This window comes from Bradyrhizobium sp. SZCCHNGR1005, from assembly GCF_032489995.1.
Classification (GTDB): Bacteria; Pseudomonadota; Alphaproteobacteria; order Rhizobiales; family Xanthobacteraceae; genus Bradyrhizobium.
On sequence record NZ_JAUEZC010000010.1, the window covers coordinates 110,711 to 132,983 of the forward strand.

The 22,273-nt window shown below is 63.4% G+C and carries 24 protein-coding genes; 11 read left to right on the top strand and 13 right to left on the bottom strand.

Features of this window, described 5'->3' with window-relative positions; genetic code table 11:
• Positions 1–56 precede the first annotated feature (56 nt).
• On the bottom strand, positions 57–1,052 hold the full coding sequence (locus tag QXZ85_RS30010) for an NAD(P)-dependent oxidoreductase (protein WP_315706128.1): 996 nt from the start codon (positions 1,050–1,052) through the stop codon (positions 57–59).
• A gap of 211 nt (positions 1,053–1,263) precedes the next feature.
• On the opposite strand from QXZ85_RS30010, the gene QXZ85_RS30015 reads away from it, so the two are divergent.
• Positions 1,264–2,655: an NAD-dependent succinate-semialdehyde dehydrogenase gene (locus QXZ85_RS30015; RefSeq protein ID WP_315768704.1), complete on the top strand. Its 1,392-nt coding sequence runs from the start codon at positions 1,264–1,266 to the stop codon at positions 2,653–2,655.
• Between the two features lie 82 nt (positions 2,656–2,737).
• Here the strand turns inward: QXZ85_RS30015 and QXZ85_RS30020 are convergent, their stop codons facing one another.
• Positions 2,738–4,390: a glycosyltransferase family 39 protein gene (locus QXZ85_RS30020; protein WP_315741462.1), complete on the bottom strand. Its 1,653-nt coding sequence runs from the start codon at positions 4,388–4,390 to the stop codon at positions 2,738–2,740.
• 447 nt (positions 4,391–4,837) lie between these two features.
• On the opposite strand from QXZ85_RS30020, the gene QXZ85_RS30025 reads away from it, so the two are divergent.
• Both QXZ85_RS30025 and QXZ85_RS30030 read left to right on the top strand, forming a co-directional pair.
• On the top strand, positions 4,838–5,704 hold the full coding sequence (locus tag QXZ85_RS30025) for a hypothetical protein (protein ID WP_315706125.1): 867 nt from the start codon (positions 4,838–4,840) through the stop codon (positions 5,702–5,704).
• A 229-nt stretch (positions 5,705–5,933) separates the two neighbouring features.
• Positions 5,934–6,350: a MucR family transcriptional regulator gene (locus QXZ85_RS30030; protein ID WP_315706124.1), complete on the top strand. Its 417-nt coding sequence runs from the start codon at positions 5,934–5,936 to the stop codon at positions 6,348–6,350.
• Positions 6,351–6,354: 4 nt separating this feature from the next.
• Here QXZ85_RS30030 and QXZ85_RS30035 read toward each other — a convergent pair whose 3' ends face one another.
• Positions 6,355–6,780 (bottom strand): SufE family protein, encoded by a 426-nt coding sequence (locus QXZ85_RS30035; protein WP_315706346.1) that lies wholly within the window; start codon positions 6,778–6,780, stop codon positions 6,355–6,357.
• A 72-nt stretch (positions 6,781–6,852) separates the two neighbouring features.
• Positions 6,853–7,305, bottom strand: coding sequence for a DUF5330 domain-containing protein (locus QXZ85_RS30040; RefSeq protein ID WP_315706123.1), 453 nt, complete (start codon positions 7,303–7,305; stop codon positions 6,853–6,855).
• A 384-nt stretch (positions 7,306–7,689) separates the two neighbouring features.
• Here QXZ85_RS30040 and QXZ85_RS30045 point away from each other — a divergent pair, with 384 nt between their 5' ends.
• From QXZ85_RS30045 to QXZ85_RS30055, 3 genes are read left to right on the top strand one after another with little or no spacing between them, the layout of a single operon-like run.
• Complete coding sequence (locus QXZ85_RS30045; protein WP_315741461.1) at positions 7,690–9,519, top strand: PAS domain-containing sensor histidine kinase; 1,830 nt, start codon at positions 7,690–7,692, stop codon at positions 9,517–9,519.
• Positions 9,512–10,204, top strand: coding sequence for a peptidoglycan-binding domain-containing protein (locus QXZ85_RS30050; RefSeq protein ID WP_316168376.1), 693 nt, complete (start codon positions 9,512–9,514; stop codon positions 10,202–10,204). The genes QXZ85_RS30045 and QXZ85_RS30050 overlap by 8 nt, the downstream gene beginning before the upstream one ends.
• A gap of 52 nt (positions 10,205–10,256) precedes the next feature.
• Complete coding sequence (locus QXZ85_RS30055) at positions 10,257–10,598, top strand: DUF1491 family protein (RefSeq protein ID WP_316168375.1); 342 nt, start codon at positions 10,257–10,259, stop codon at positions 10,596–10,598.
• Positions 10,599–10,673: 75 nt separating this feature from the next.
• Here the strand turns inward: QXZ85_RS30055 and QXZ85_RS30060 are convergent, their stop codons facing one another.
• The 3 genes from QXZ85_RS30060 to QXZ85_RS30070 all read right to left on the bottom strand — a co-directional run bounded on the left by QXZ85_RS30060 (position 10,674) and on the right by QXZ85_RS30070 (position 12,253).
• Positions 10,674–10,970, bottom strand: a complete 297-nt coding sequence (locus QXZ85_RS30060; protein ID WP_315706119.1) for a hypothetical protein — start codon at positions 10,968–10,970, stop codon at positions 10,674–10,676.
• A 129-nt stretch (positions 10,971–11,099) separates the two neighbouring features.
• A complete protein-coding gene (locus tag QXZ85_RS30065) occupies positions 11,100–11,651 on the bottom strand; it encodes an inner membrane-spanning protein YciB (protein ID WP_315706118.1) in 552 nt (183 codons plus the stop codon).
• 26 nt (positions 11,652–11,677) lie between these two features.
• Positions 11,678–12,253 carry a hypothetical protein gene (locus QXZ85_RS30070; RefSeq protein ID WP_315706117.1) on the bottom strand — a complete coding sequence of 192 codons (576 nt, stop codon included), beginning with the start codon at positions 12,251–12,253 and terminating at the stop codon, positions 11,678–11,680.
• A 266-nt stretch (positions 12,254–12,519) separates the two neighbouring features.
• On the opposite strand from QXZ85_RS30070, the gene QXZ85_RS30075 reads away from it, so the two are divergent.
• A complete protein-coding gene (locus QXZ85_RS30075) occupies positions 12,520–13,251 on the top strand; it encodes a TetR/AcrR family transcriptional regulator (RefSeq protein ID WP_316175414.1) in 732 nt (243 codons plus the stop codon).
• 43 nt (positions 13,252–13,294) lie between these two features.
• Here QXZ85_RS30075 and QXZ85_RS30080 read toward each other — a convergent pair whose 3' ends face one another.
• Positions 13,295–13,930 carry a hypothetical protein gene (locus tag QXZ85_RS30080; protein WP_315741458.1) on the bottom strand — a complete coding sequence of 212 codons (636 nt, stop codon included), beginning with the start codon at positions 13,928–13,930 and terminating at the stop codon, positions 13,295–13,297.
• Positions 13,931–14,078: 148 nt separating this feature from the next.
• Between QXZ85_RS30080 and QXZ85_RS30085 the strand changes: the two genes are divergently transcribed.
• The gene (locus tag QXZ85_RS30085) at positions 14,079–14,708 is read left to right on the top strand and encodes an SET domain-containing protein (RefSeq protein ID WP_315706114.1); all 630 of its coding nucleotides are present in this window, start codon (positions 14,079–14,081) and stop codon (positions 14,706–14,708) included.
• Between the two features lie 94 nt (positions 14,709–14,802).
• Here QXZ85_RS30085 and QXZ85_RS30090 read toward each other — a convergent pair whose 3' ends face one another.
• Together QXZ85_RS30090 and QXZ85_RS30095 are read right to left on the bottom strand one after the other, a co-directional pair.
• Positions 14,803–15,420, bottom strand: coding sequence for a class I SAM-dependent methyltransferase (locus tag QXZ85_RS30090; RefSeq protein ID WP_316175416.1), 618 nt, complete (start codon positions 15,418–15,420; stop codon positions 14,803–14,805).
• Positions 15,421–15,516: 96 nt separating this feature from the next.
• Entirely contained in the window at positions 15,517–15,741 is a 225-nt protein-coding gene (locus QXZ85_RS30095) for a hypothetical protein (protein ID WP_315762115.1), read from the bottom strand.
• Positions 15,742–15,841: 100 nt separating this feature from the next.
• On the opposite strand from QXZ85_RS30095, the gene QXZ85_RS30100 reads away from it, so the two are divergent.
• The gene (locus QXZ85_RS30100; RefSeq protein WP_315706111.1) at positions 15,842–16,660 is read left to right on the top strand and encodes a helix-turn-helix transcriptional regulator; all 819 of its coding nucleotides are present in this window, start codon (positions 15,842–15,844) and stop codon (positions 16,658–16,660) included.
• Between the two features lie 66 nt (positions 16,661–16,726).
• Positions 16,727–17,404 carry a DsbA family oxidoreductase gene (locus tag QXZ85_RS30105; RefSeq protein WP_315741455.1) on the top strand — a complete coding sequence of 226 codons (678 nt, stop codon included), beginning with the start codon at positions 16,727–16,729 and terminating at the stop codon, positions 17,402–17,404.
• A gap of 9 nt (positions 17,405–17,413) precedes the next feature.
• On the opposite strand, the gene QXZ85_RS30110 is transcribed toward QXZ85_RS30105, so the two are convergent.
• From QXZ85_RS30110 to QXZ85_RS30120, 3 genes are all read right to left on the bottom strand, one after another.
• The gene (locus tag QXZ85_RS30110; RefSeq protein WP_315741796.1) at positions 17,414–18,598 is read right to left on the bottom strand and encodes a GNAT family N-acetyltransferase; all 1,185 of its coding nucleotides are present in this window, start codon (positions 18,596–18,598) and stop codon (positions 17,414–17,416) included.
• Between the two features lie 145 nt (positions 18,599–18,743).
• Complete coding sequence (locus QXZ85_RS30115; RefSeq protein WP_315706109.1) at positions 18,744–19,793, bottom strand: HD-GYP domain-containing protein; 1,050 nt, start codon at positions 19,791–19,793, stop codon at positions 18,744–18,746.
• 163 nt (positions 19,794–19,956) lie between these two features.
• Positions 19,957–20,391, bottom strand: a complete 435-nt coding sequence (locus tag QXZ85_RS30120) for a hypothetical protein (protein ID WP_409977698.1) — start codon at positions 20,389–20,391, stop codon at positions 19,957–19,959.
• Between the two features lie 372 nt (positions 20,392–20,763).
• On the opposite strand from QXZ85_RS30120, the gene QXZ85_RS30125 reads away from it, so the two are divergent.
• Positions 20,764–22,233: a caspase family protein gene (locus tag QXZ85_RS30125; RefSeq protein WP_315741454.1), complete on the top strand. Its 1,470-nt coding sequence runs from the start codon at positions 20,764–20,766 to the stop codon at positions 22,231–22,233.
• Positions 22,234–22,273: the final 40 nt, after the last annotated feature.

Sequence of the window (22,273 nt, forward strand, 5' to 3'; positions counted from 1 at the left end):
GCTCATTCGTTAGCACATCGCCTCCGATGGGTCCAGTCCGGCACGCCTCGTGCAGCCTAGGCCGGTCCGTGTCCGACCGGGAAAGGACCGTCGGCAAAACTGCGGTCATGATAGCCCTTGCTGCCGATCGCCTGCGTCAGCGGACTGCGGAAATCCTCATCGGCCGCAAGACGCGTTACGATCGATCGGAAGTCATGGCGCGGTCGCCAGCCAAGCTCCGCCCGCGCTCTGTCGTTGACATAGACCCGGTCGATCTCGTCGAACATGGTCCAGCCGCGGCGTTGATATTCCCGCTCATAGTCCGGCACATGACGTCTCACGACCACCGGCGCATGCCGGCGTAGCCCCGCCAGGTCCTCAGGCGTGAATGGCGAGGTCGCGCTGACGACGTATTTTGCAAATCGCGCCGAAGGCGCGTGGATTGCTGCTTTCAGATGCGCGTCCACCACATCCTCGATGTCGATGCGGCGGTAGAGGAATTCGTTCACCTTGGCATTGGCATCGGCGTAGGCCGCGCGCACCTCGGCATTGTCGTCCGCTTCGGGAAAGAAGCGCGAGACCCGCAATATGATTGCGGGCAGGGAATGGTTGCGCGCGAACAGTTGGCAAAGATCTTCGGCCGCAGCCTTGGTCGCACCATAGATGTTCTTCGGCACCGGCGCGACGCTTTCGGTCACCCAGGCCGCGGGTTCGCCGGCCGGCGGGATCAACGCGTCGCCGAACACGCTCGTGGTGCTGGTGTAGATGAAGGCTCCGACGCCGGCGGCGGCTGCCTCTTCCAGCAGGTTCAGCGTGCCGGTGATGTTGACGTCGACGAAGGCCTGGCGGCCGTGGGTCGCCACATGCGGCTTGTGCAAGGTCGCCGCGTGCAACACGGTTGCGATGTCCCGCATCGATCGGCGCACGAAGTCGCGATCGGCGATCGAGCCGACCCGATGCGTGAAGGCGCCGGGCAGGATGTCGATGCCGAGGACGTTGCGCCCGCCCGCCTGCAGCGTGCGGACCAGCGCTTCGCCGAGATGGCCGGAACTGCCGGTCACCAGAAACGTCATGGTCTACTCCCTCACGTCCGCCGTCGGTTTCGTCGCGAAGATCGCGCGACATCCGAGCCATTGATTTTGGTCAACGTGCAGCTCCGTGCCGTCAATAGCATGCGGCGCGACATCGTGCGGACACGCACATCGTTCGGCCTGAACAATTTCGCCGCCTGATCTGCAGCACAGGCAAGAGAAGTTGTAACGGAAAGCTGCAAGGGAATGACAGATGACCTATCAGACGATCAACCCTTACACCGGTGAGACGCTTGCCTCTTTTCCAGATGCGACCGATGAAGAGGTCCGGGCAGCGATCAGCAACGCACATCATGCCTTTCTCGGTTGGCGGCGGACCTCGTTCGGCGAGCGCGGTCGCATTCTGCAGAACGCGGCCGATCTTCTGCGGCGTGACAGCGACGCCTATGCGAGACTGCTGACGCTGGAAATGGGCAAGTTGTTCGGCGAAGCCAAGGCCGAGGTCGAGCTGTCCGCCAAGATTTTCGAATATTACGTTCGCCACGCCGAGGCGCTGCTCGCGCCGGAAAAGCTGCCCGTGCTCGATGCGGCCGAAGGCGAGGCCATCCTGGTCCACGAGCCGCTCGGCGTCCTGCTGGCGATCGAGCCGTGGAATTTTCCCTACTACCAGATCGCGCGCATCCTGGCGCCGCAGCTTTCGGCCGGCAACACGCTGCTCCTGAAACATGCCTCCAACGTGCCGCAATCGGCTGCGGCTTTCGAGCGGCTGATGGCGGAGGCGGGCTTGCCGCGGGGCGCATTCAAGAATCTCTATGCCACCCGATCCCAGATCGAGCTGATCCTCAACGATGACCGGGTTCACGGGGTTGCGCTCACAGGCTCGGAGGCCGCGGGCTCACTCGTCGCAGCCCAAGCCGGCAAGGCGCTCAAGAAGTCGACCATGGAACTTGGCGGGGCCGATGCTTTCATCGTGCTGGCGGATGCCGATCTCGAAAAGACCAGCAAATGGGCGGTGTTCGGCCGCCATTGGAACGGCGGTCAGGTCTGCGTCTCCTCGAAGCGCATGATCGTCGTTGATCCGGTCTATGACGAATTCCTCACGCGGTACCGCAAGGGCGTGGCGGGCTTGATTGCGGGCGACCCGTTTGATTCCAAGACGACCTTGGCGCCGCTTTCGTCGCAGGGGGCCGCCGACGAGGTGAGGGAGAAAATCCGCGAGGCCGTGAAGCTGGGGGCGACGGCCGAGGAGGTTGGGCCGCCGGTCCCGAACCGCGGCGCATTCGTGCAGCCGACGATCCTGACGGAGGTCCGCGAGGACAATCCGGCCCGCTACTGGGAGTTTTTCGGACCGGTGTCGATGATTTTCCGGGCCAAGGATGAGGATGACGCCGTGCGCATCGCCAACGATTCGCCGTTCGGCCTCGGTGGATCGGTGTTCACGTCCAACCCCGCCCATGGCGCCGAGGTCGCTCACCGTATCTCGACCGGCATGGTGTTCGTGAACCATCCGACCAAGGTCGAGGCGGATCTGCCGTTCGGCGGCATCCGGCGGTCCGGCTATGGTCGAGAGCTGCTCGGGCTGGGGTTGAAGGAGTTCGTCAATCACAAGCTCATCGACGTCGTCGACATCGACGCGCATTTCTGAGGCGCGGCAGCAAAGGCCGAGGCCGGGACATCGGGGCATGATCCGATCGGATGGAATCGGATCATGATCCTTCAGCTACGGCTTATGGCGCCGGGATCGACAGCAGGCTGGAGATGCTCTTGCCCCGGATGTCATAGACCCGCGCAAACACGACGTCGTCGCGTTTGACCTCGAACATCACGGGCGCGGAGAGGCCCTTACAATAGAATTCGCCGAGCGTCATCGCGAAATCGGCACCTTGGCTGTCCCAGCCGATCGTAAAGTCGGGCCCGAGCGCGACCTGCGCCGGCCGCTGCGGCCCGCAGACGGCGACCTTCCATTTGCGCCCAAGCGGCGGCACTTCCTCGCGCTCATCGAGCTGCTGCTTCAGGCCGTCGGAGGCCTGCTTGAGCGCGAGGCCCCAATAGTCCAGCATGAAGCGGTCATCCGCCTCGCGCACCGTTCCCGCGATATAGTTGAAATGCGCGTATTGATAGGGATGAAGCCGGATCATCTCGGCGAGCGGCAAGAGCAAACCGAAGCTGAACACGGTCACCGCGACCGGCTGCCAGGCCCGCCGATGTTCGGCAGCGAGCCAATTCAAGAGTCTCGCGAAGGCGATGCCGCCCAGCAGCGCCATCGGCGGAATCACGAACACGAAATGTCGGATACCGTTGTAGAGCGCCGGGCGCTTTACGATCGCGATCAGGATCGGCAGGGTGGCGGCCACGGTCAGCATCAGCAGGATGCTTTTCTTGCGGGCCGTCATATCATCGCGGGATAGCCCCACGATCGAAGCCGCCGCGCCTGCAATGAACAGGCCGAGCATCAATTCGGGGAGCTGGAGAGCAAACAAGGTCGGCAGATAGGACCAGGGCATGTCCGGCACCGAGACCAGCGCGCCGTCGAACATCTCCTTCCAGGGCTTTTCGAAGAAGTGCGAGAAATAGGTCAGGGCGCGAAACGGATTCGCCGGCTCGATGATCGACCACGGCCAGATCAGGCCCATGATCAGATAGCCGAGGATCAGGCCGGGGATCAGCAGATAGAGCGACCGAACCAGACGGCGCACGGCTTCCCGTGCGCCCTGGGTCCGGAATTCCTCCAGGAACAGCGGCATGAACCCGACCACCGCATAGACCAGCGCGAGGCCGCCGAGGATCCGCGAACCGATCGACAGGCCGGCACCGATGCCGACGATCAGGATCGTGCGCGGCGAAGGGTAGGGATACTCCTCCGCGAGCCGAACCAGGCCCATCAGGAGGATCACCATGGCGACCGCGAAGGGGGCATCCTTCGGGTTCATGAACATGTGACCGTAATAGATCGGGCAGAGCGCGAGCAGCAGCAACGCGGCAAGGCCGGCCACGGCGCCGCCGATCCGGCGCGCCAACCGCCAAGTCACCGCAAGGCCGATCAGGCCGACGATCGCACCCACCAGCCGCCGGGTCTCGAACAGTTCGAGCGGAATGACCTTGTGCAGCAACGCCGCGACCATGTCGAAGCCGCCGCCATACATGTAGAGATTGGCAAACGAGAGTGCCGCGGTGTCCTTGAAGCCGGAGCCGTACATGCGCAGCAGCAGGTCGGCATATTCTGCGTGGGTGTAATCATCCCAGCCGAGACCGTAGTCGCGGAACGTTAGGCTGGCGACCACCGCCACCGCTGCGAGCACGAAGATGGCAAGATCGTCGCAAGTCCGCTCGACCGTGCGCCGTATCGGCGTGTCGAGGGCCGAAGTTGTAATCGATGTCATGGCTAGTGGTGATCCGGCGTCCCTAACGATCCCCGCTGATGTGCCGAAGGCCTATTCCGTGGCCGCTCCGAACAGCGCGATTGTGTTTCCAAGCAATTGGCAGATCAGGCATAGTTTTCTGCTGCATCGCAGCAAGGATTGGATAATGGTGCGTAATTGTGCACTATGGACATACGACATGAATGCGCGCTGAACCATAGTGCCTGGAGATCAGGCGAGGGGCCGCGGCAGAAGCGGGACTGGCCCCATGTACATTATGACGGTATTGTGGCAATCTTGCCCTGGAGACATGCGGAGCTTGGGACCGCAACTTGATTCTCCACTGCAAGATATATCGTGCCCCATCGCCAAGAACCCGGGTCAAAAACGACACGCAACTGTTGGATTCTAATGTAGTTTTGGCTTAGGACTGCGCTCCTGAGGCCGCCACATTAGGGGGTGGGTTTGATGATGAGTGCCCTGTTGATCGCCGGGACTGTCGCCGTGCTGGCGGGTCTCGGAGCGATCGCATACGGAATTCCGGTCAAGGAATTCAGCTTCGGCAACACCATGGTCCTGGCCGGGACCATCACGGTGTGCACTGGGCTGCTCCTCTTCGGGCTCTCCGCCGTTCTGGGCGAACTGAAGATGATGTCGCATCGGCTCCGTCTGCGGTTGTCCCCCGACGGCAGTCCGAAGGCGCTACAGTTACCGGGCAGCGACCGCGACACCGACGAGCAGGTCGATCTTGCCGCCGCCCCGCCGATGGAAGATCTATGGCGGGAGGGCGGAACGCCGCGAGGCCGTGGCGGCCGTACGGTGGAGAGGCCGATGCTGCCCGAGCCGGAGCCCGAACCGGAACCCATCGCGCCGGAATCCAACAAGCCGCGGCGTAACCTGTTCTTTGAAGCGGCTGCGCGCAGGCAGCGCGAGCGCGCCGAAAAGCGCCCGGCTGAGTCGGGTCTGCCGGACTTCCGCGCGCCGCCCTTGAGCGAGCCAGCAGAATCCGCCGACGAACCCGCCCCGCCAGCATCGCCCCCCAGCTTCGAGGAGGCTTGGCCGAAGCCGGAGCGGGCGCGTGCGCCGGAGCCGGCTCTGCCACCTTTGCCGCCCTTGCCGCGCCGTCCGGCGCGAGCGGCGCCTGCCTTCAGCGAATCCCTGGTGCCATCGCGGCCGCCCGAACCTGCGGCTGTAACGGTCATCAAGTCCGGTGTTGTAGATGGGATGGCCTACTCGCTCTATTCCGACGGTTCGATCGAGGCGCAGATGCCCGAAGGCATGATGCGGTTTGCCTCCATCGACGAACTGCGGACGCACTTGGATCAGCGCAGCTGACTCCGGGATCGGCGCAGCCGACCCGGGGATCAGCGCAGTTGCCCCGGAATCTCCGTAGCAGAGCGCATCGCCTGCGCTCTACTTCGGTACCTCACGTTATTCGCAAGAATAGTGACTTGCTCTAGTTGTCACGCCCTCGCTTCCCGGCCCATAATATTGCTCGCGGCAAGATCAGGGGTGGTATTGGCCTGTCGCGATACTAGGGCGGCGGCGCCGCAGCGAGGGTCCGATGACAGACAGCGGAGGCAAGAGCTTTATTGACCTGACGGCCAGTATCGTCTCGGCCTATCTGAGCAATAACCCTACGCCGGCGGCGGAAATTCCGAACCTGATCAGCCAGGTCCACGCCGCCTTGCAGCGCGTGGCCAGCGGCCGCCCCGAAGGAACCCCGGAACCGGCAAAGCCGGCGGTGGCGGTGAAAAAATCGATTCACCCCGACTATCTGGTCTGCCTTGAAGACGGCAAGCGCTTCAAGTCGCTGCGGCGGCATCTGCGCACGCAGTACAATATGACCCCGGAACAGTATCGCGAGAAATGGAACCTGCCGCCGGATTATCCGATGGTCGCGCCGAACTACGCGGTGACGCGCTCGCAGCTCGCTAAGAAAATGGGACTGGGTCAGCAGCGCCCCGAACGGGGAAAATAGCTGTTTACGACACCCCGGCGAGCGCTTCGCGCGCGTCGGAGCGGATCCGCTCGACCATGGAACGCAAGCCGTTCGAGCGCTGCGGCGTCAGATGCTCGCGAAAACCCAATTCGTCGAACACGGCGAGCGCATCCGTCGCAAGAATCTCACGCGGGGTGTGGCCGGAGTAGAGTGTCAGCAGGATCGCGATCAGGCCGCGCACGATATGGGCGTCGCTGTCGCCGACATAGTTCAAGACGGGTTCCGAGTCGCCCTGATCGATGTGCTTGGAGAGCCAGACCTGGCTCGCGCAGCCCTGCACCTTGTTCTGGGCCGAGTGATCCGCCTCGGGCATCGGCGTCAGAGTCCGGCCGAGTTCGATCACGTAGCGATAGCGGTCGTCCCAATCGTCGAGCAGGGCGAAGTTGTCGCGGATTTCGTCGATCGTCATGATGCTCTTTGGTCCCATCCAGGCCTCTATATAGGGACTTGGGAGAGCGAAAGCGATACGAGTTCCAGCCGCTTATTCGGTCGGCGGCAGATGCCATTCCGTCGCGAGATCGTCGGCCGAGAGCGTGTCGGCCGGCGCTTCTCCATCCGGCAACTCCTCGGTCACCGGCGCGTCGATCGAGCCGGTCCGATCGGCGTAGCGCTTGTCGGAGCCGGCCGGCTTTTCCGGACCGATCGCTTTCTCAGGCGCGGCCTGCTTCTCGTTCTTATCGGTGATGATCTGATAGAGCTTGCGCGCACCTTCCTGGGCACGGTGGCCGATCACCGTGGCCGCCTGACCACCGACCTCGCAGGCCTGCGGCTGGCGCTTACAGAACTGGCTCATGTCCGACACCGCTGCGGTCGCGGCCTGAACCGCTTCCTGAGGATTGATCTGCGGCAGCTTGTCGGACTCGGGCGTCTTTTCCCGTGGCAGCAGCACAAGCACCAGCCCGAGCCAGAACGCCATGCGAAGCAGAAAAAACATCACGCAACCCCGATCGTCTGGCCTGGTCCTGTGGTGCTTCCATTCCGCGCAAGGTCGGTGGCCACCCTTCTGTCTAAGCCGCAACTGCTTGCATTGAGCTTAATTGGTTGAGAAATCGCGAAACCGTGCGCTGATTTTGTATGTGTAAATAATTGCTTGCGAGTGCGCTCGCTCCGGAGCTCAGCGCGCCGGGCTTCTGCACGTCACTGCGCCTATGCCTGCGTGCAGCAACTTTGCGTTCACCATCCTGGCCGAATGCCGCAGTCCGCAGGGCATGGGCCTTAGCGTTCGCTTAATGCGAGTCTGAGACGTTGACGCACGACGACAGAGGGCGTCCCGGCGCGTCCTTCGATAGGACGACCGATAGGCCGAGGCGCGAGAGCCGTGAGTGTGTTGAGTATCATCCGCGATTGTCTTGATGCGTTATTGCATCCATCGGCTCGAAACGACGCGCTGACGTGCGCGCGCCACCGCGCCTTCATCGCACCGCGCCTGCTCGGCAGCTTGGGCGCCTTCGCGATCTTCCCCGCTTATCTCGCCATGCGCGGCGCGCCCAGCGCGCTCGAGGTCGGAGCATTGGCCTGGCTGATCGCGCCGATTCTGCTGTCCTGGTTTCTGTCGCGTACCGGCCGTTACGAAGGCGCCTATGCGCTGTCGTCGCTCGCGCTCTCGGCACTGATCATGGTGGTCGCGATCGAGACCGGGGGCATCGAATCCTTCGCCGCCGTCTGGCTGATCGTCATTCCGCTCGAAGCTGCGCTGTCCGCCTCGCGCAGGGTTGTCGTGTTCGCTGCCATGCTTGCTCTGGCCTGCGTGGCCACGCTGATCCTGATCGACCATTTCGAGTCGCTGCCGCGGGCGGAAAGCAATCCCGCGCTACGTGCGAGCTTGATCGGCTTTGGCGTCGCCTCGGCCACCCTCTATGCGGCAGTTCTCGCCTTTGCCGCGGACGCATTGGCACGCACCAGCGTTGTCCTGCTTTCAAAAGAGGAGGAGCGCTATCGCCTTCTCGCGCGCAACATGAGCGACGTGATCTCGCGGCATCGGCGCAACGGCGCCGTGATGTTCATCTCGCCGGCCGCGGAGACCTTGCTTGGCGTGCCGGCGATGCAGCTTCACGAGCATGGCCTGTTCGAGCGTGTCCATGTCGCTGATCGCCCGGCCTACCTGACGGCATTATCGGATGCCGCGCGTGGGAGCGAAGCCTCCAGTGTCGAGTTCAGGCTGCGCCGGAACGTTCCGGTCGATTCGTGCGGTTCAAACCATCTCGTCGAATTCATCTGGGTCGAGATGCGCTGCCGTCCGCTCGATCGGGCCGGCCCGACGGGCGTGGGCTCCGAGGCCGAGGTCGTTGCGGTGATGCGCGACGTCACCGACCGCAAGCTCCAGGAGCAGGCGTTGGATGTTGCGCGCGGTGCGGCCGAGCGGGCCGACGCCGCGAAGACGCGCTTCCTGGCGACGATGAGCCATGAACTCCGCACTCCCTTGAACGCGATCATCGGTTTTTCCGATATGCTCGTTCAGGAGCAGAACCTGATGCTGAACGCCGCGCGCCGCCGCGAATATGCCCAGTTGATCAATGATTCCGGTCAGCATCTGCTTTCCGTCGTGAACGGCATCCTCGACATGTCCAAGATGGAATCGGGCAATTTCGAAATCACGCCCGAACCATTCGCAGCCCGTACGGCGTTGATTAGTTGCTGCAACCTCTTGGCCCTGCGCGCCCGCGAGAACGGCGTCGATCTGTCGGCTGATGTGCCCCAAAATCTGCCTGACATCACCGGCGATCCACGCGCCTTCAAACAGATTGTGCTCAATCTCGTCTCCAACGCGATCAAGTTCACCGAACGTGGCGGCAAGGTGACGGTCGCTGCCGCAGCGGACGAGGCGCAACTGGTTCTGCGCGTCAGCGATACCGGGGTGGGGATCGCTCCCGACGACCTGAAGCGGATCGGGGATCCATTCTTCCAGGCCGGCAAGACCTATGAGCGTCGTCATGAGGGAACCGGGCTTGGGCTCTCGATCGTGAAGAGCCTTGTGAGCTTGCACGCCGGCGAAATGTCGATACAAAGCAAGCTCGATGAAGGAACGACGGTGACCGTGGTGTTGCCCTTGGCTTTCGCGCCGCCGGACGAAGGCAAGATCATGACCCTGGCTCCGGCTGGACGCACGCTGCCGCAGGGGCAGGCGTTTCAGGTGAAGAAGAGTGCCTAGACGAGCCGCAGATGAGGACGAGGCGCCGCGCCGTCGCAAGCGGACCGCGGCCGCCGCCGTGGAGGCTGCCGATGAGCGCGGCCTCTTGATGCGTGCGCTGCTCTATAGTCCGAAGGATCTGTTTGCGGGCCTGCTCGCCTGTGCTGCAGCGAGCGCCATCATTGTCAATGCGGTGTTCCTGCAATCGGGGCCGCATCCGGCACCGATGTTCGGCTCGTTCGTTGCTGTCCCGCCAGTCCTGCCCACTTCAAACCCATTGCCGCGTCCGCGTCCGATCGACGCCGAAGTCTCGCCATTCGACCCGAAAGTGATCGAGACGCGCCCGTCGGAAGCAAAGACCGCCGAGACCAAGGCTGTCGATGCGAAAGTGGGGGAAGCCAAGGGAGATCAGAAATATTCCGATCCCCTGGCGGACCTCGTCAGATCGGTCAGCGGCGGGCAGGGATCGGCATCGCGGGCGCAGCAGCCCGTGGCTCAGAGCGGCAATCCGCGTCGTATCGCGGCCGTCCAGCGTGCGTTGACCGAATATGGCTACGGACAGCTGAAGCCGACCGGAATGATCGGGCCGGATACTCAGGCCGCAATCCAGAGATTCGAGCGGGAACGCAAGCTGCCGGTGACCGGACAGGTGTCCGATCGCATGGTGCGCGAACTCGCGATTGTCATCGGCCACCCGATCGAATAGAGCAGGCGCGCGCTGCGATTTGCGCGCCGATGTGGCGGTCTGAAGTTCTCCGATGCGATTGAAATCCAGCATATGGGTGGCGGCCTATTTGCGCCGCTGCCAGGCTGCGGGCATGTTCGGCGCCGTCCGTCGGCGGGGCGCCGAGGAAGCCGGTGCTGTTTTCGTCAAGATCGCCCTGATGGACGGCACCGCGGTGTTGTACGTGCCGGCGCCGCAGACGATGTATGACGACAGCCGCCCGATCGATCGTTATTTCGTCGCGGCTTCGGCGCAGCCCTTGCCGGAAGCACAGATCGAGGAGCGGCTCGCCAAAGAGCTTCGCTTCGATCCGGACGCCTGGATCATCGAGATCGAAGACAAGGAAGGCCGCCACTTCCTCGAAGTCTCTCGATGATCGGCAGAAGGGGGCAAGGAAAAGGCCCGCTGTCGGGTGAAGCGGGCCCACAATCCGTCAAACGGAAATCGGTCTTCAGGCCCGCGCGCCGGTAAAGGGAAAGCTGCCCATAAAGCCGATGCCCATCTCGCCGGCGATTGCGTCGCCGGTGACCTTGCCCTTGAAGTCGAGCGTCAACGGCATCGGGCTTGTGATCGAGACCTTCCAGGCGACATCGTCTCCGTTCACGGTACCATCGAAAATCTCGGCTGAATCGCCCTCCGCGGCCTGCGTGCCGGTCAGCGTGCTGCCGGAGCTTGTCAGGCTCAAGGTCGCGGTCCGTTCGCCCATCGGCGTGTTCAGGGTAAGATTCCAGTTGCCGTCCACAGCCATCCGCTTGTTCTCCTGATGTTACCGCTCCGACGCGGCCGAGCCCGGAAAGCAAGTCTGATAGGCTGGTCCGGCCCAGGCGTCGCTCGGCGGCTCTATACCGCATCTTGAGAGATAAGCCCATTGCGGCGATCAGGCGCGCGCGGCCCGAATGCGGCTCGTTGTGACCAGCCGAAAGGTAATGAACTGGATCGCGAAGGCGGCGACCTTCGCTCCTGCTGCCACGACTGAGATATAGATCGCCCACAGCTTGAGATCGCCAGTCATCGCCACCGCGATGGTACCGATGCCGAGGACGAACATCAGGGCCGCCCAAGCATAGCCTGCTGCCATGACATATTCGGGGATGGTCTCGGCGACGACCGGCGGTACGTAGCGCGACATCCAGCCACGTTTGAGCATGATGACGCCGACCGCAAAATGCGCGATCGCGGGCTTCGCGAACATGAAACGGGGATCGTTGGTCAGCAGGGTCACGGTGCCGAGGACGACGACGAGCCCGAGACTGGCATAGGTCATGAAGCCGAGCGGCCGGCCCTTGGCGCGGGCATAAGCCACCTGTGCGATCGCTGTCGCGATCGCGACGCTCGTGCCCAGCACGGCGCTGCCGCTGACCAGATAGAGTACGAAAAAGACGATGGCCGAGAGAAAGTCGGTGCCCAGCTCGAGCAAGGCATCTTTCATGGTTCATCCTCGGTTGTCGGCTGCTATTATTTCGCCAGCGTGGCGGTAGCCAGCGCGGCCTCGTCCTTCAAACGTCGATAGGTCGGATACCAGCGCGTAAAGTAGAGCGCACTGTTTCGCGCGGCAAAGGCGACCGCAAGTCCGGTCCAGTAGGGCAGGCCGGGCACATAGAGCGTCATCAGATTGCCGACGATCATCAGCAGCGCCGCCAAGGTCCAGGCCCCCGTGATCACGTAATTGGCTTGCAGGAAGCCCGGCATGGCCGCGGTTTCCGCCGGCACCGCTTCGATCGCATATTGCAGCGTGAAGGGCATGCGCAGCAGAATCGAGCCGAGCGAAAGCGCGAAGATGCCGCCGTCGACGGCGAGCCGCACTGTGGCCGGGCTGATCGCCGGATCGATCAGGGCGCAGTAGCACGCGAGGATCGCGAATATGACCCCGGAACCCGCACCCAGGATCTTGACCGAGCGGCCGCGGCGCATATCGCTCGCGATCACCACGAAGCATAGGATGGCGCCGACCGACAGGCTCAGCGTGGCCGAGACGACCGTCAGCAGCGCGGCGTAGATTCCGTATGGGGCGAGGATCAGGAAGACCGTCATGAATGGCTGCTCCTGAGCCAATCTTTACATCGGAAAGATAACTATCGCCTGGGACCGGGCTCGGCAAGCAGAATCTTGACAGTGTCAAGCTTACGTGAACGCAGCAGGAGGGACGAGAGCGGTGGATGGTCGGCACCAAGCCGGCAGGCCAGCGCTGACCGAGGCTCGGCTGCTCCTTTATCCTCTCGGATGGCTCCCGCGCCTTTACGGATCGACCCAGCCCAAATAATCTTTCCACTGTCAAAATTATATAGTATCTTGTTCAGATGACAAGAAAAGCCGAGCCCGCAAAAACGCGCCGTCGCCGCAGCCTGACGGAGCCTGGGCGCGTTGTGCGGCCGAGGCGTCCGCGCCGTCCCGCGCGCGCCGGGGACGACGGGGAGGCCGCCCCGTATCATCATGGCGCCTTGCGCGACGCCCTCTTGAAAGCGGCTGAAACCGTGCTGGAACGGGATGGCCTCGCCGGGCTCACTTTGCGCGCTGTCGCGCGCGAGGCGGGTGTTTCGCACGCGGCACCGGCACATCATTTCGGCGATTTGACCGGGCTTGTGAGCGAGCTCGCCGCCATCGGCTTTCGTCGCTTCAATGCGACAATGAAGGCCGCCGGAAACAGCGCGGCCACGCCGATCGACAAGGCGCTGGCGCGCGCCCGCGCCTATGTCGCCTACGCGCAGGCCAATCCTGGCATGTATGGCCTGATGTTCCGGACCGAGCGCCTTGACTATACGCGGCCCTCGCTGCGCGAGGCGGCGGAGGCCTCTTTTGCCGGACTTGCCGGCGCGGTTGGAGCCGATCGTCAGGAGCAAATCAGCGACCGGACATTGTCGCTCGACCATGCTGCCGTTATCGCGCGTGCGTGGTCGCTCGTGCATGGCTACACGATGCTGCTGCTCGATGGGCGATTGGCCGATATTTTGCGGCGGTTGCCGGCCGGCACGAACGCCGAGATCTTGCTCGAGGCGATGCTGAAGACCACTGTCACCCGCCCGGAGCCGTGAGCGTAGATCGCGAAACCCGAATGAGAGTCGTGGGTTGGGGCGGCTAATGCTGGGTGGCCAGCTCGACGGCACGCCCGCGATTGCCGACGATCTTGACCTGGTCCTTGCCGCAGTCGAAGTCGCGCGCGATCTCGTCGGCCGCCTGACGGGCAAGCTCATTGGCGTCCGGATTCGCTGCGGCGTCGATATAGGCCACATGGCAGACTTGGCCGGGCGGTAGCCGCGTGACGATCAGCAACGGCTTGTCCTGGGGACGCCCGGCCGGGTCCGGATCGGATTGGTCGGCGATCTGCCAACGCTGGATCGTCGCGAAGGGCTCGCTGCCCGCCATGCGCCATTCGACCCTGGTCGAGGCGGAACTGAACGGACCGAACCAAGCCTGCGCAGCCGGCTGCTGGGCCGCTTCGGTTCGATTGCGACCGACCGAGAGCGTCTGTCGCAAATCATCGACGGTGACCGACACGACCAGGCCGGCTTTGCCGCGACAAATGCGTGATGCATGCTCGTCGGCGTCCTTGCTGCCGTTCGCGCTCCAGCAATTGGCGGCGGCCGTCGTGGAATAGGTGCTGCCGAACACCGGCTGGGCAAGGGCGCCGTCCAGGTGGGCTGCCAGGAAGATGAGCACAACGGACGTGTTCAAGGCCGCGTAAACGGCCGATCGTTTCCGATAATTCCTCATGGCTCTTTTCAGCCCTCCAACGGTGTCTTTTGTTCGACGTTCTCAAGTTGGGGACGGGGCGATAAAGCGCCCGGAAGGACCTGACATCGCCAAGAAATTGTCCTAGAACGGCGGCCCTGCGACGTCGTCACCTCCTGCCACCTCGATCATGCCTGTCATTCCATCGAACAAACCCTACCGTATCGGCCGCTCGAAGACTGGTCTTGGCTTGTTCGCCACCAAGCCGATCAAGAAGGGTGAGAAGATCATCCGCTATTTCGGGCCGCTGTTGGACTCCAGGAAGGAGAAGGACGACGCGATCGAGAACAAATATCTGTTCGAGCTCGACAAGCGTTGGACAATCGACGGTTCGATCCGAGAGAACATCGCCCGCTATATCAACCATTCCTGCAAGCCGAACGCCGAGTCCGACGTCAAGCCGCGCAAGAAGAAGATCTTCATCCGCGCCATCCGGAACATCGAGCCCGGCGAGGAGATCAACTACGATTACGGTACCGACTACTTCAAGTCCTATCTGAAGCCGATCGGCTGCAAGTGCGACGCCTGCGAAAAGAAGCGCAAGAAGAAGCGCGCCGAGGCCCGGGTGGAACGCCTCCGGCTGAAGGAGAAGGAAGAGCGCAAGGCCAAACGCAAGGCCGAGAAGCTGGGCAAGGCCAGCACGCGGCGCAAGACGAAGACGGACAAGGTCAGGGCAACCGCCAAGGTCAAGCGCGGCCTGAACGGCAGCGCCAAGCGGGCCAAGGGGCGCTCACTGAGCGGGCAGGCCCGGGCCGCCTGAACGGAGTTGGCAGCGGCGCCTATAGTCGGTGCGTTGTCGCCGTACGTTTGCGTCAGCAGCGCCACTTTGCTCGATGCGCTTTCACTCAATCCGCTCAATACGCCTTCATAAGGCCGAGCGTCGTCCAGGTCACGCCGGCGGCCTGGTTTCGCGCATCTTGCGAACCGGCATGCTCGTCGAAAACCAGCGTCATCTTTTGAGCGCCGGCCAGTGCGATGATCTCCTCGCTTGCGACCTCGAACATGCGTCGGCCGGGCGGGACCGGGCCGTGACGCAAGCGGATGATCAGCCGGCCACCAGGCGCAATCTGGCTCGCGATATTCGGCATCGCCCGCGCTCGCTGTTCAGCATCGAGATGCATGAACACGGCGGTCAGCATCACTAGGTCGAAGGCCTGTGCGCGCGATCGTAGCGCGGCAAGTTCCGGCAGGCTGTCGTCGATCCAGGTGATGGCCGGCGAAGGATGTAGCGCTATCGCCCGCAGCCGCAAGGTGTCGGTGGGCTCGACGGCGACCACCTGATGGCCCAGTCCAGCCAACCATGCGGCATCGCGGCCGGTGCCCGCGCCGATGTCGACCACGCGCGCCGGTGGCTTCGGGATGAGGTGGAGCACGGCACGATGCAGATCTTCCGCACGATGGGTCTCATAGCGGACAAAGAGATCGTCTGCCTCCTCGGCATAGCCCTCCGTCCCGCTCACGTGATCTGCCATGACTACTCCTCGCATTTCCCCGGCAGATTTTATGCCGGAAAAACGCGCGCGCATCACCGGAATCCATGAACAGGCCCGCGGCTCGCGATCGCGTGTTCAGCGAAGCCATGATTGCAGACGGCGCGACAAACGTCGTGGCCGCAGCGTCTTGACCGCTCTGGCCTCGATCGCCTGCACATGCGCAAACACGAGGCTGCCGGTCGCCGTCACCAGCGGCTCCGGCATGTGGAATGAGCGCGCCAGCAGCCTGGTGGCAAGTCCGGTCAACCAGTCCAGGATCCCGGCAGAGGGACGAGCGTTGGGGGCGGTCGGCGTGCTCATGGTCATCTCCTTGGGCTACGAAGATGATCCGGCGGGTGAGGTAAATCGATTACCTTCCGCGTAATGGAAGCGCTGCAAGGCGCGTGATAGGTTTTGCAGCATGAACGCACACGCATCTCTGGCGCGCGCCGACCGCGCCAAGCCTGTTCATGTCGGCGAGCATTTGCGGCAGTGGCGGCAGCGGCGTCATTTGAGCCAGCTCGACCTCGCGCTCGACGCGGAAATCTCGGCGCGGCACCTGAGCTTCGTGGAAACCGGTCGCGCCGCGCCGTCGCGGGAGATGGTCCTCAAACTGGCGGAGCGACTGGACGTGCCCCTGCGAGACCGCAACGTGCTTCTGGTCGCAGCCGGCTATGCGCCGGCCTTTCCGCAGCGTTCGCTGGCGGACCCTGCGCTGACCGCGGCGCGCGAGGCCGTCGAGCTGGTGCTCAAAGCGCACGAGCCCAATCCGGCGCTTGCGGTCGACCGGCACTGGAATCTCGTCTCTGCCAATCGCATGGTCGCACCGCTGCTCGGCGGCGTCTCGCCACAGCTGCTCGGTCCTCCGGTCAACGTCTTGCGTCTTGCCTTTCATCCTGAAGGGCTGGCACCGCGCACGGTCAATCTCGCCGAATGGTGCGGTCACCTGCTGGAACGGCTGCATCGTCAATGCGAGGCGACCGCCGATCCCGAGCTGCTCAAGCGGTACGAGGAACTGAGGACCTATCCGATTCCTGCACGATCGGGGCCGCTCGCGACTGACAATGTCGCGATCCCCTTGAGGCTACGGCATGGCGCGGACGTGCTGAGCTTCTTTTCGACCACCATGGTGTTCGGCACGCCGGTCGACATCACGCTGTCGGAACTGGCGCTCGAGACTTTCTTTCCGGCGGACGAATTGACCAGAGCGCAGCTGCGGGAGCTGGCGGCGAGCCTATAGCTCTGCTTGCGCTCGGCTGCAGCCGGCCTATCTTGGGCGGAGCACCCGAGCGCCGAGGATCCGCACATGGGCACGTCAACGAGTAGTCTGAAGCCGCTGGTGATCGACATCGTTTCCGATGTCGTCTGCCCCTGGTGCTATATCGGCAAGCGCCGGATCGAACAGGCGTTGCAACTGGTGCCGGACGTTCCGGTCGAGGTGCATTGGCGGCCGTTCTTCCTCAATCCCTGGGTGCCGCGCGAGGGGATCAGCCGCGAGCAGTATCTCACCACCAAATTCGGCTCGGTCGAGGCCTACAAGGGAATCGCCGGCCGGGTCGTCGCCGCTGCCGAGCAGGAGGGGCTGAGCTATCGGCCCGATCTCGTCGCGCGCCAGCCCAACACGATCGACTGCCATCGGCTCATTCACTGGGCCGGTGGAATCGGCAAGGCGGCCGAGATGAAGCAGCGCTTGATGGAGCTGTATTTCCGCGACGGCGGTGACCTCACCGACATCAATGTTCTCGTGCAGGCCGCGGCCGATTGTGGGCTCGACGCAGGGGACGTTCGTCGTCGTCTTGCAAGTGAGGAGGACGTCGCGCTGGTTTCCGGACAGGCACAGGAAGCGGCGGAGAAAGGCATTTCCGGCGTGCCGACCTACGTGTTTGCGCAGAAATATGCCGTCTCAGGTGCGCAGGATCCGCAGCTCCTGGCCCGCGCCATCCGCCAGGTCTCGGCCGAGGTGAATGCGCAGGCGGCGGAGTAGGATCTGGCGTTAGCGCCGTCGTAAGCTGCGCAGTGCATGAACGCCGCGTCGGGCGAGATCAAGCCCGGAGCGCCGCGCGAGCAGAGTGGCATGGATCAGGTCCACCACGGGATCGCGGGCGCGGAGCGGCAGCAGGATGTCGCCGATCGCAAGGCGCCCGCGCCAGATCGGATTGATCATCGGGTGATCGGGCCCGGCGGTGGAATCGGCCGAGGTGATGGCGGGATCGGCGCAAAGATGCCGCGTGATCGCGATGGTGAGCTGCACGCCCGGAGAATATTTCGCATAGCGCTCATCGACGCCGAGCTTGAAGAAGAAGGCGCGATTCTGATGCCGTAGCACCACGCCTGCAGCTATGGCCGTGTCGCCGCTGCGCAAGGTCAGGATCTCGCACTGGCTGTTGGCGGCAAGGGCAGGTGCCGCACGGCGGATGAAGGCCGCGTCGCCTTCGTGCTGGATCAGCGCGGTGCCGCGCCGGCCTTTCCAGCCGCTGGCTTCCAGCCTCAGGAAGTTCTCGAGTGCGGGCGCCACCTGCTGCGGCGTGCGGGCAACCTCGAAGCTGACGGGGCCATGCTCCGCCAGCCGATGATGCTGCCGCCGCAACTCCTTGAGCTTCTTGGGCCCCAGCGCCTCGCGCAAGACGGCTTCGCCATCACCGCCGGCATCGAGGCACGCGCGCAAATGCGATTGCAGGGGCCGTGGTGCCAGGCTCTCGCGAGCCGATGCCGCCGTGATCGCTTGCATGACTGGGCCTTCAAGAGCCACATCGCGCAGCAGCAATGCCCGCGCGCCGGCCTGCCGCGCCGCCTGCAGCAGACCGGTGATTGCAGTGTCGATCACGTCGCGATCGATGAGCGGGGTACATAGCGTGCCGTAGGGATGGCCGCTCACCAGCACGGGCAGGGGCAGCTTGTACGCGCGCCACATGGAGGTGACCGGCATGAGCCCGATCAGGCGCGTGGTCGAGCCACCGCTCCAGGCGCATAGTGCCGACGTGCCGGTCCGGCCACGCGCGGAGCCGTTCACGGCGATGTGCCAGTCCGGAAGATAATAGCCGTTAGGCTCTACCATCCGACTGCAGAGCGCGCGCCACTCGTCGAGCGGAACGGTGCTGAGCGGCAGCAAGGTGTTCCCGAGGGTGGATGCTCGTTGTGAACCGCTAGCCTCGGTGCGCGGTCGCTCACAGACCGGCATTCGATCGATTACCTCGGCCACGTCCAAATCCCCTGCCAACCACATCCCTTGTGAGCGATGCTATCCCAGAGCTGGCAACAGAGACTTGCAGTTTGCCTGCAATTTGAGCGGTCGTGTTAACCGTCGGTGCTACGCCGGCCGAATTTCACCGCGCCAGCGCGACCTCGCGAAACGCGCCGACCAGCGGCATCTCCAGCTTTCCCTCCATGCTCTGGAGAATCTCGTAGGCTTTCTCGCGTGGCATGGCCGGCTTGTAGATGCGATACTCGATCAGCGCCGCGAAGATGTCCGAGATAGTCAGAATGCGGGTCAGATCCGAAATGCTCGCATCGCACAGCCCGTCCGGGTAGCCGCTGCCATCGAGAAATTCATGATGGTGCCTGACGACATCAAGCATCTCCGGCGTGATGGCAGCGTTGCCCTTGAGTGCGTCGTAGCCGGCAGCGGGGTGGGTTTCGACCAGCGCTCGTTCGTTGCTGTCGAGGCGACCGGGCTTGTCGAGGATCGCGAGCGGAATCCTAGCCTTGCCGATGTCATGGAACATCGCGGCCATGTAGAGGCGTTCGAGGTCGTAGTTTCGGACGCCGAGGCTCAAACCGAAATCGACCGCGATGCCGGTGACCAAGAGGCAGTGCTGATAGGTGCCTTCGTGATGGCGACGGACGTTGGCGAGCCACTCGGCCAATCCGTTCTCTGCAACGCAATCGGCGATGCGTTTGCCGGCGCGCCGCGTCTCCTCGACGTCGATCTCGCCGCCGCTCAGGACGGCCGCGAACATCGAGGCAATGCAGGTGGCACCGGCGAACGCCGCTTGCCGTCCGCCGTCCTGTGTGATGCTTGGCGCAAGCGACGATGGCCGGAGATCCAGCAGCTTGCTCAACAGCTGGTTACGGGTCGGCGTGCTGGACATCACGCTCGTCGCACCGAGCGCATAGGCCTGAACGGTAGATAGCCGCGACTTGTGGTCGGTGAGGAATATCCGTTTCGGAATGCGCGACAGCTGATCGGAGATTTCCTTCAGCGCCGTGATGTTGTCGACGCTTCGCAGATCTGCGGCGACAACGAGGGAGTCGATATTGCGGCCGCTTACATGCGCGCCATCAAGCAATTCGGATGTCAGCGAACAACGATCTTCCAGCATGCCACGAAGCACGGCGAGCTTGGCTACGTCGTCGCTCACGAGATGAATGTTCATGAAGAATCTGACCAGCCCGTCATATACATTTTGATATACGGAGGGGATGGTGCCGAAGATTCGTTAAATTTGCGCGGAGGGGTAAATCGCCGAGCGACGGCACGCGTTAATAGGAAGGTAAGGTTTTTGGGCCGGAGCGGTAATTCCGGCCGCGCGCCTGATCCTATTTGGTTGGCAGAAGCGGCGTGAAGGATTCGGACACGCAATTATCTTCGTTACCGACGCGACGCCGGTCCTTGATCCCGTCCTCTGTGATGAGGAGCCGGTAGGTCTGCGAGCCGAGCGGGGTCCCCGTCGCCGATGTCAGGTCGGCTCGAACGCACGCTGTCCAGCCGTCACCGCGGACGGCGCGATGCGGCTCGGAGACCCGCATGTTGCGCGGATAGGAACTGGCGAGAAAGATGCTGTCGAGGTTGGTGTTGACCAGGCGTTTGACATCAGGCGCCGGCTCGGGTCGCGGCGGGTCCGGCTCCCGGGCTCGCATGAACGCCGGAACGGACGCCCGGCTGTCGGCGGTGCCGCATCCGGAGAGCGTCAATGCCAACGCTGTCCATGCGATGGCCGTCATCAACGCCGAATGAGGGACCGCCGGCTGCACTGGCAAGCTAATGCTCCGCTTTCGAAGCTCGCATCGGCTCGCGGTAGGCTCGTTTGCGAGCTTCGGAATCGGAAAACCCATTGATTGCAGTATGGTTTTGATTGAACTCCGAGGGAGAGGGCATCGAGAACCGACCGGACATTCAACTGCGCTGCGCTGGTCCACGCATCTGCGCAGAGCCTATCCATGATCGCGGCGAAGACCCGGCCGGAGCGATCAACATTTGCTGATCGTGCGAACCCTGCCGCTCACCGTTTCGTGCCGACGAGCCGACTGTGCACCACCTCACATAGCCACCGACCGCCATGAACCAGGATCGGAATTGTTCCGACCAAAGCGCAACGAGGGTCATCGACGAGCAAGGAGATCGCCATGTTTCGCCAGCTGCTGTGTGCCGCCCTCGCTGTCGGCGGATTGTTGGTCGGTGCGAAGCCGGCCGCGGCCGAAAATCGATTGGCGCTGGTGATCGGGCAGTCCGCCTATCGTGCAGTGACGGCATTACCCAATCCGGCCAACGATGCCAAAGCCATGGCGCAATTGCTGACCGATGCCGGATTCGATGTGACGGCTGCTGCCGACCTGTCGCAGCGGGATATCAACAGGCAGGTCGGCGACTTTGCCGCGAGGGTCGCAGCGAAGGGGCCGGATACGGTGGCGCTCGTGTTCTATGCCGGGCATGGCCTGCAGATCGACGGAGAGAACTATCTGATCCCGGTGGATGTCGATCCGCAGCGTGAGGCGGACATTCCGCTGCAGGCGGTACGGCTCAACGACGTGCTGAATACCTTGAACTCGGTGCCGAGCCGGATGCGCATCCTGCTGCTCGACGCCTGCCGCAACAATCCGTTCCCGGCGCTCAATCAGACCGCGGGCCATGGCCTCGCGCTGGTGGACGCCAAGACCGGCGCACCCGGCACCTTCCTGTCCTATTCGACCTCGCCCGGCGCGGAGGCGGAGGACGGCAGCGGCAGCAACAGCCCCTATACAGCGGCGCTGCTCAAGGCCGCGCGGGAGCCGGGCCTTCCGATCGAGGAGGCGTTCAAGCGGGTGCGTGTCGCCGTCAACAAGGAGACCGAGGGACGACAGACGCCATGGGAGTCCTCGTCTCTGACCGAGGATTTCCGCTTCATCGCCGCCACCGATGCGTCCGCGGCGAATGCCGCACCAAAGCTCGTGACAGCCAAGCTGAGTGTGGAGGAATGGCGGCGGACATTGCAGGGCAGGCCGGTCGAGCTCGCCCATGAGATGATCGTCGGCGACGGCAGCGTGGAGGCCTATGAGGCCTTTGTCACCTTGTATACCCAGCCACCGTTTGGACCGCAGGCCCGCGCCTGGCTCGATCTTCACAACCGGATGGCCGCGTGGAATGAGGCCGTGCTGATCAATACGGTGGCATCCTATCAGGCCTTTCTTGGCCGCTATCCCGAGAGCGATCTCACACCGACTGCGCGGAAATTGATCGAACGCTTACGCAACCGTCCTGTCGTGACGCCCGTAGCGGCGGTTGCCAGCACGTCGGTCGGGAGCACGGCACCTCAGGGGAGTCCCTCGATTGCACCGACCAATGCAGCGATCGGTCCCTGTTCAATGCCGCCCAGAAACAACGGGACAAATAAGGTCGAAGAAAAGCCTTCAAAGAAGCACGAGGCGAATCCGCCCCGGCGCGCAAGCCGTACGCCACATGTCCGCGACTTTGAGGATGTCGTGGTCTATGAGCCTCCGGTTCGCCAATATTACGCTCCGCCCGTTCGCGTGCCGCCGGTTGGCATCGGGATTGGTGGCGTATATGGCGGCGGCTACGGGCGCATCCCGCCACATTTTCCTAGCCGGCGTGACTACTAGCATATGTGGTCGTTGGCCGTTTTTTGACGGCGGCCGCCTC

Bases quoted from the DNA above. Each gene is read 5' to 3' on its own strand.
- QXZ85_RS30010 (WP_315706128.1), bottom strand. From the start codon at position 1,052: ATGACGTTTCTGGTGACCGGCAGTTCCGGCCATCTCGGCGAAGCGCTG.
- QXZ85_RS30015 (WP_315768704.1), top strand. From the start codon at position 1,264: ATGACCTATCAGACGATCAACCCTTACACCGGTGAGACGCTTGCCTCT.
- QXZ85_RS30020 (WP_315741462.1), bottom strand. From the start codon at position 4,390: ATGACATCGATTACAACTTCGGCCCTCGACACGCCGATACGGCGCACG.
- QXZ85_RS30025 (WP_315706125.1), top strand. From the start codon at position 4,838: ATGATGAGTGCCCTGTTGATCGCCGGGACTGTCGCCGTGCTGGCGGGT.
- QXZ85_RS30030 (WP_315706124.1), top strand. From the start codon at position 5,934: ATGACAGACAGCGGAGGCAAGAGCTTTATTGACCTGACGGCCAGTATC.
- QXZ85_RS30035 (WP_315706346.1), bottom strand. From the start codon at position 6,780: ATGACGATCGACGAAATCCGCGACAACTTCGCCCTGCTCGACGATTGG.
- QXZ85_RS30040 (WP_315706123.1), bottom strand. From the start codon at position 7,305: ATGTTTTTTCTGCTTCGCATGGCGTTCTGGCTCGGGCTGGTGCTTGTG.
- QXZ85_RS30055 (WP_316168375.1), top strand. From the start codon at position 10,257: ATGCGATTGAAATCCAGCATATGGGTGGCGGCCTATTTGCGCCGCTGC.
- QXZ85_RS30060 (WP_315706119.1), bottom strand. From the start codon at position 10,970: ATGGCTGTGGACGGCAACTGGAATCTTACCCTGAACACGCCGATGGGC.
- QXZ85_RS30065 (WP_315706118.1), bottom strand. From the start codon at position 11,651: ATGAAAGATGCCTTGCTCGAGCTGGGCACCGACTTTCTCTCGGCCATC.
- QXZ85_RS30070 (WP_315706117.1), bottom strand. From the start codon at position 12,253: ATGACGGTCTTCCTGATCCTCGCCCCATACGGAATCTACGCCGCGCTG.
- QXZ85_RS30075 (WP_316175414.1), top strand. From the start codon at position 12,520: ATGACAAGAAAAGCCGAGCCCGCAAAAACGCGCCGTCGCCGCAGCCTG.
- QXZ85_RS30080 (WP_315741458.1), bottom strand. From the start codon at position 13,930: ATGAGGAATTATCGGAAACGATCGGCCGTTTACGCGGCCTTGAACACG.
- QXZ85_RS30085 (WP_315706114.1), top strand. From the start codon at position 14,079: ATGCCTGTCATTCCATCGAACAAACCCTACCGTATCGGCCGCTCGAAG.
- QXZ85_RS30090 (WP_316175416.1), bottom strand. From the start codon at position 15,420: ATGGCAGATCACGTGAGCGGGACGGAGGGCTATGCCGAGGAGGCAGAC.
- QXZ85_RS30095 (WP_315762115.1), bottom strand. From the start codon at position 15,741: ATGAGCACGCCGACCGCCCCCAACGCTCGTCCCTCTGCCGGGATCCTG.
- QXZ85_RS30100 (WP_315706111.1), top strand. From the start codon at position 15,842: ATGAACGCACACGCATCTCTGGCGCGCGCCGACCGCGCCAAGCCTGTT.
- QXZ85_RS30105 (WP_315741455.1), top strand. From the start codon at position 16,727: ATGGGCACGTCAACGAGTAGTCTGAAGCCGCTGGTGATCGACATCGTT.
- QXZ85_RS30110 (WP_315741796.1), bottom strand. From the start codon at position 18,598: ATGCCGGTCTGTGAGCGACCGCGCACCGAGGCTAGCGGTTCACAACGA.
- QXZ85_RS30115 (WP_315706109.1), bottom strand. From the start codon at position 19,793: ATGAACATTCATCTCGTGAGCGACGACGTAGCCAAGCTCGCCGTGCTT.
- QXZ85_RS30125 (WP_315741454.1), top strand. From the start codon at position 20,764: ATGTTTCGCCAGCTGCTGTGTGCCGCCCTCGCTGTCGGCGGATTGTTG.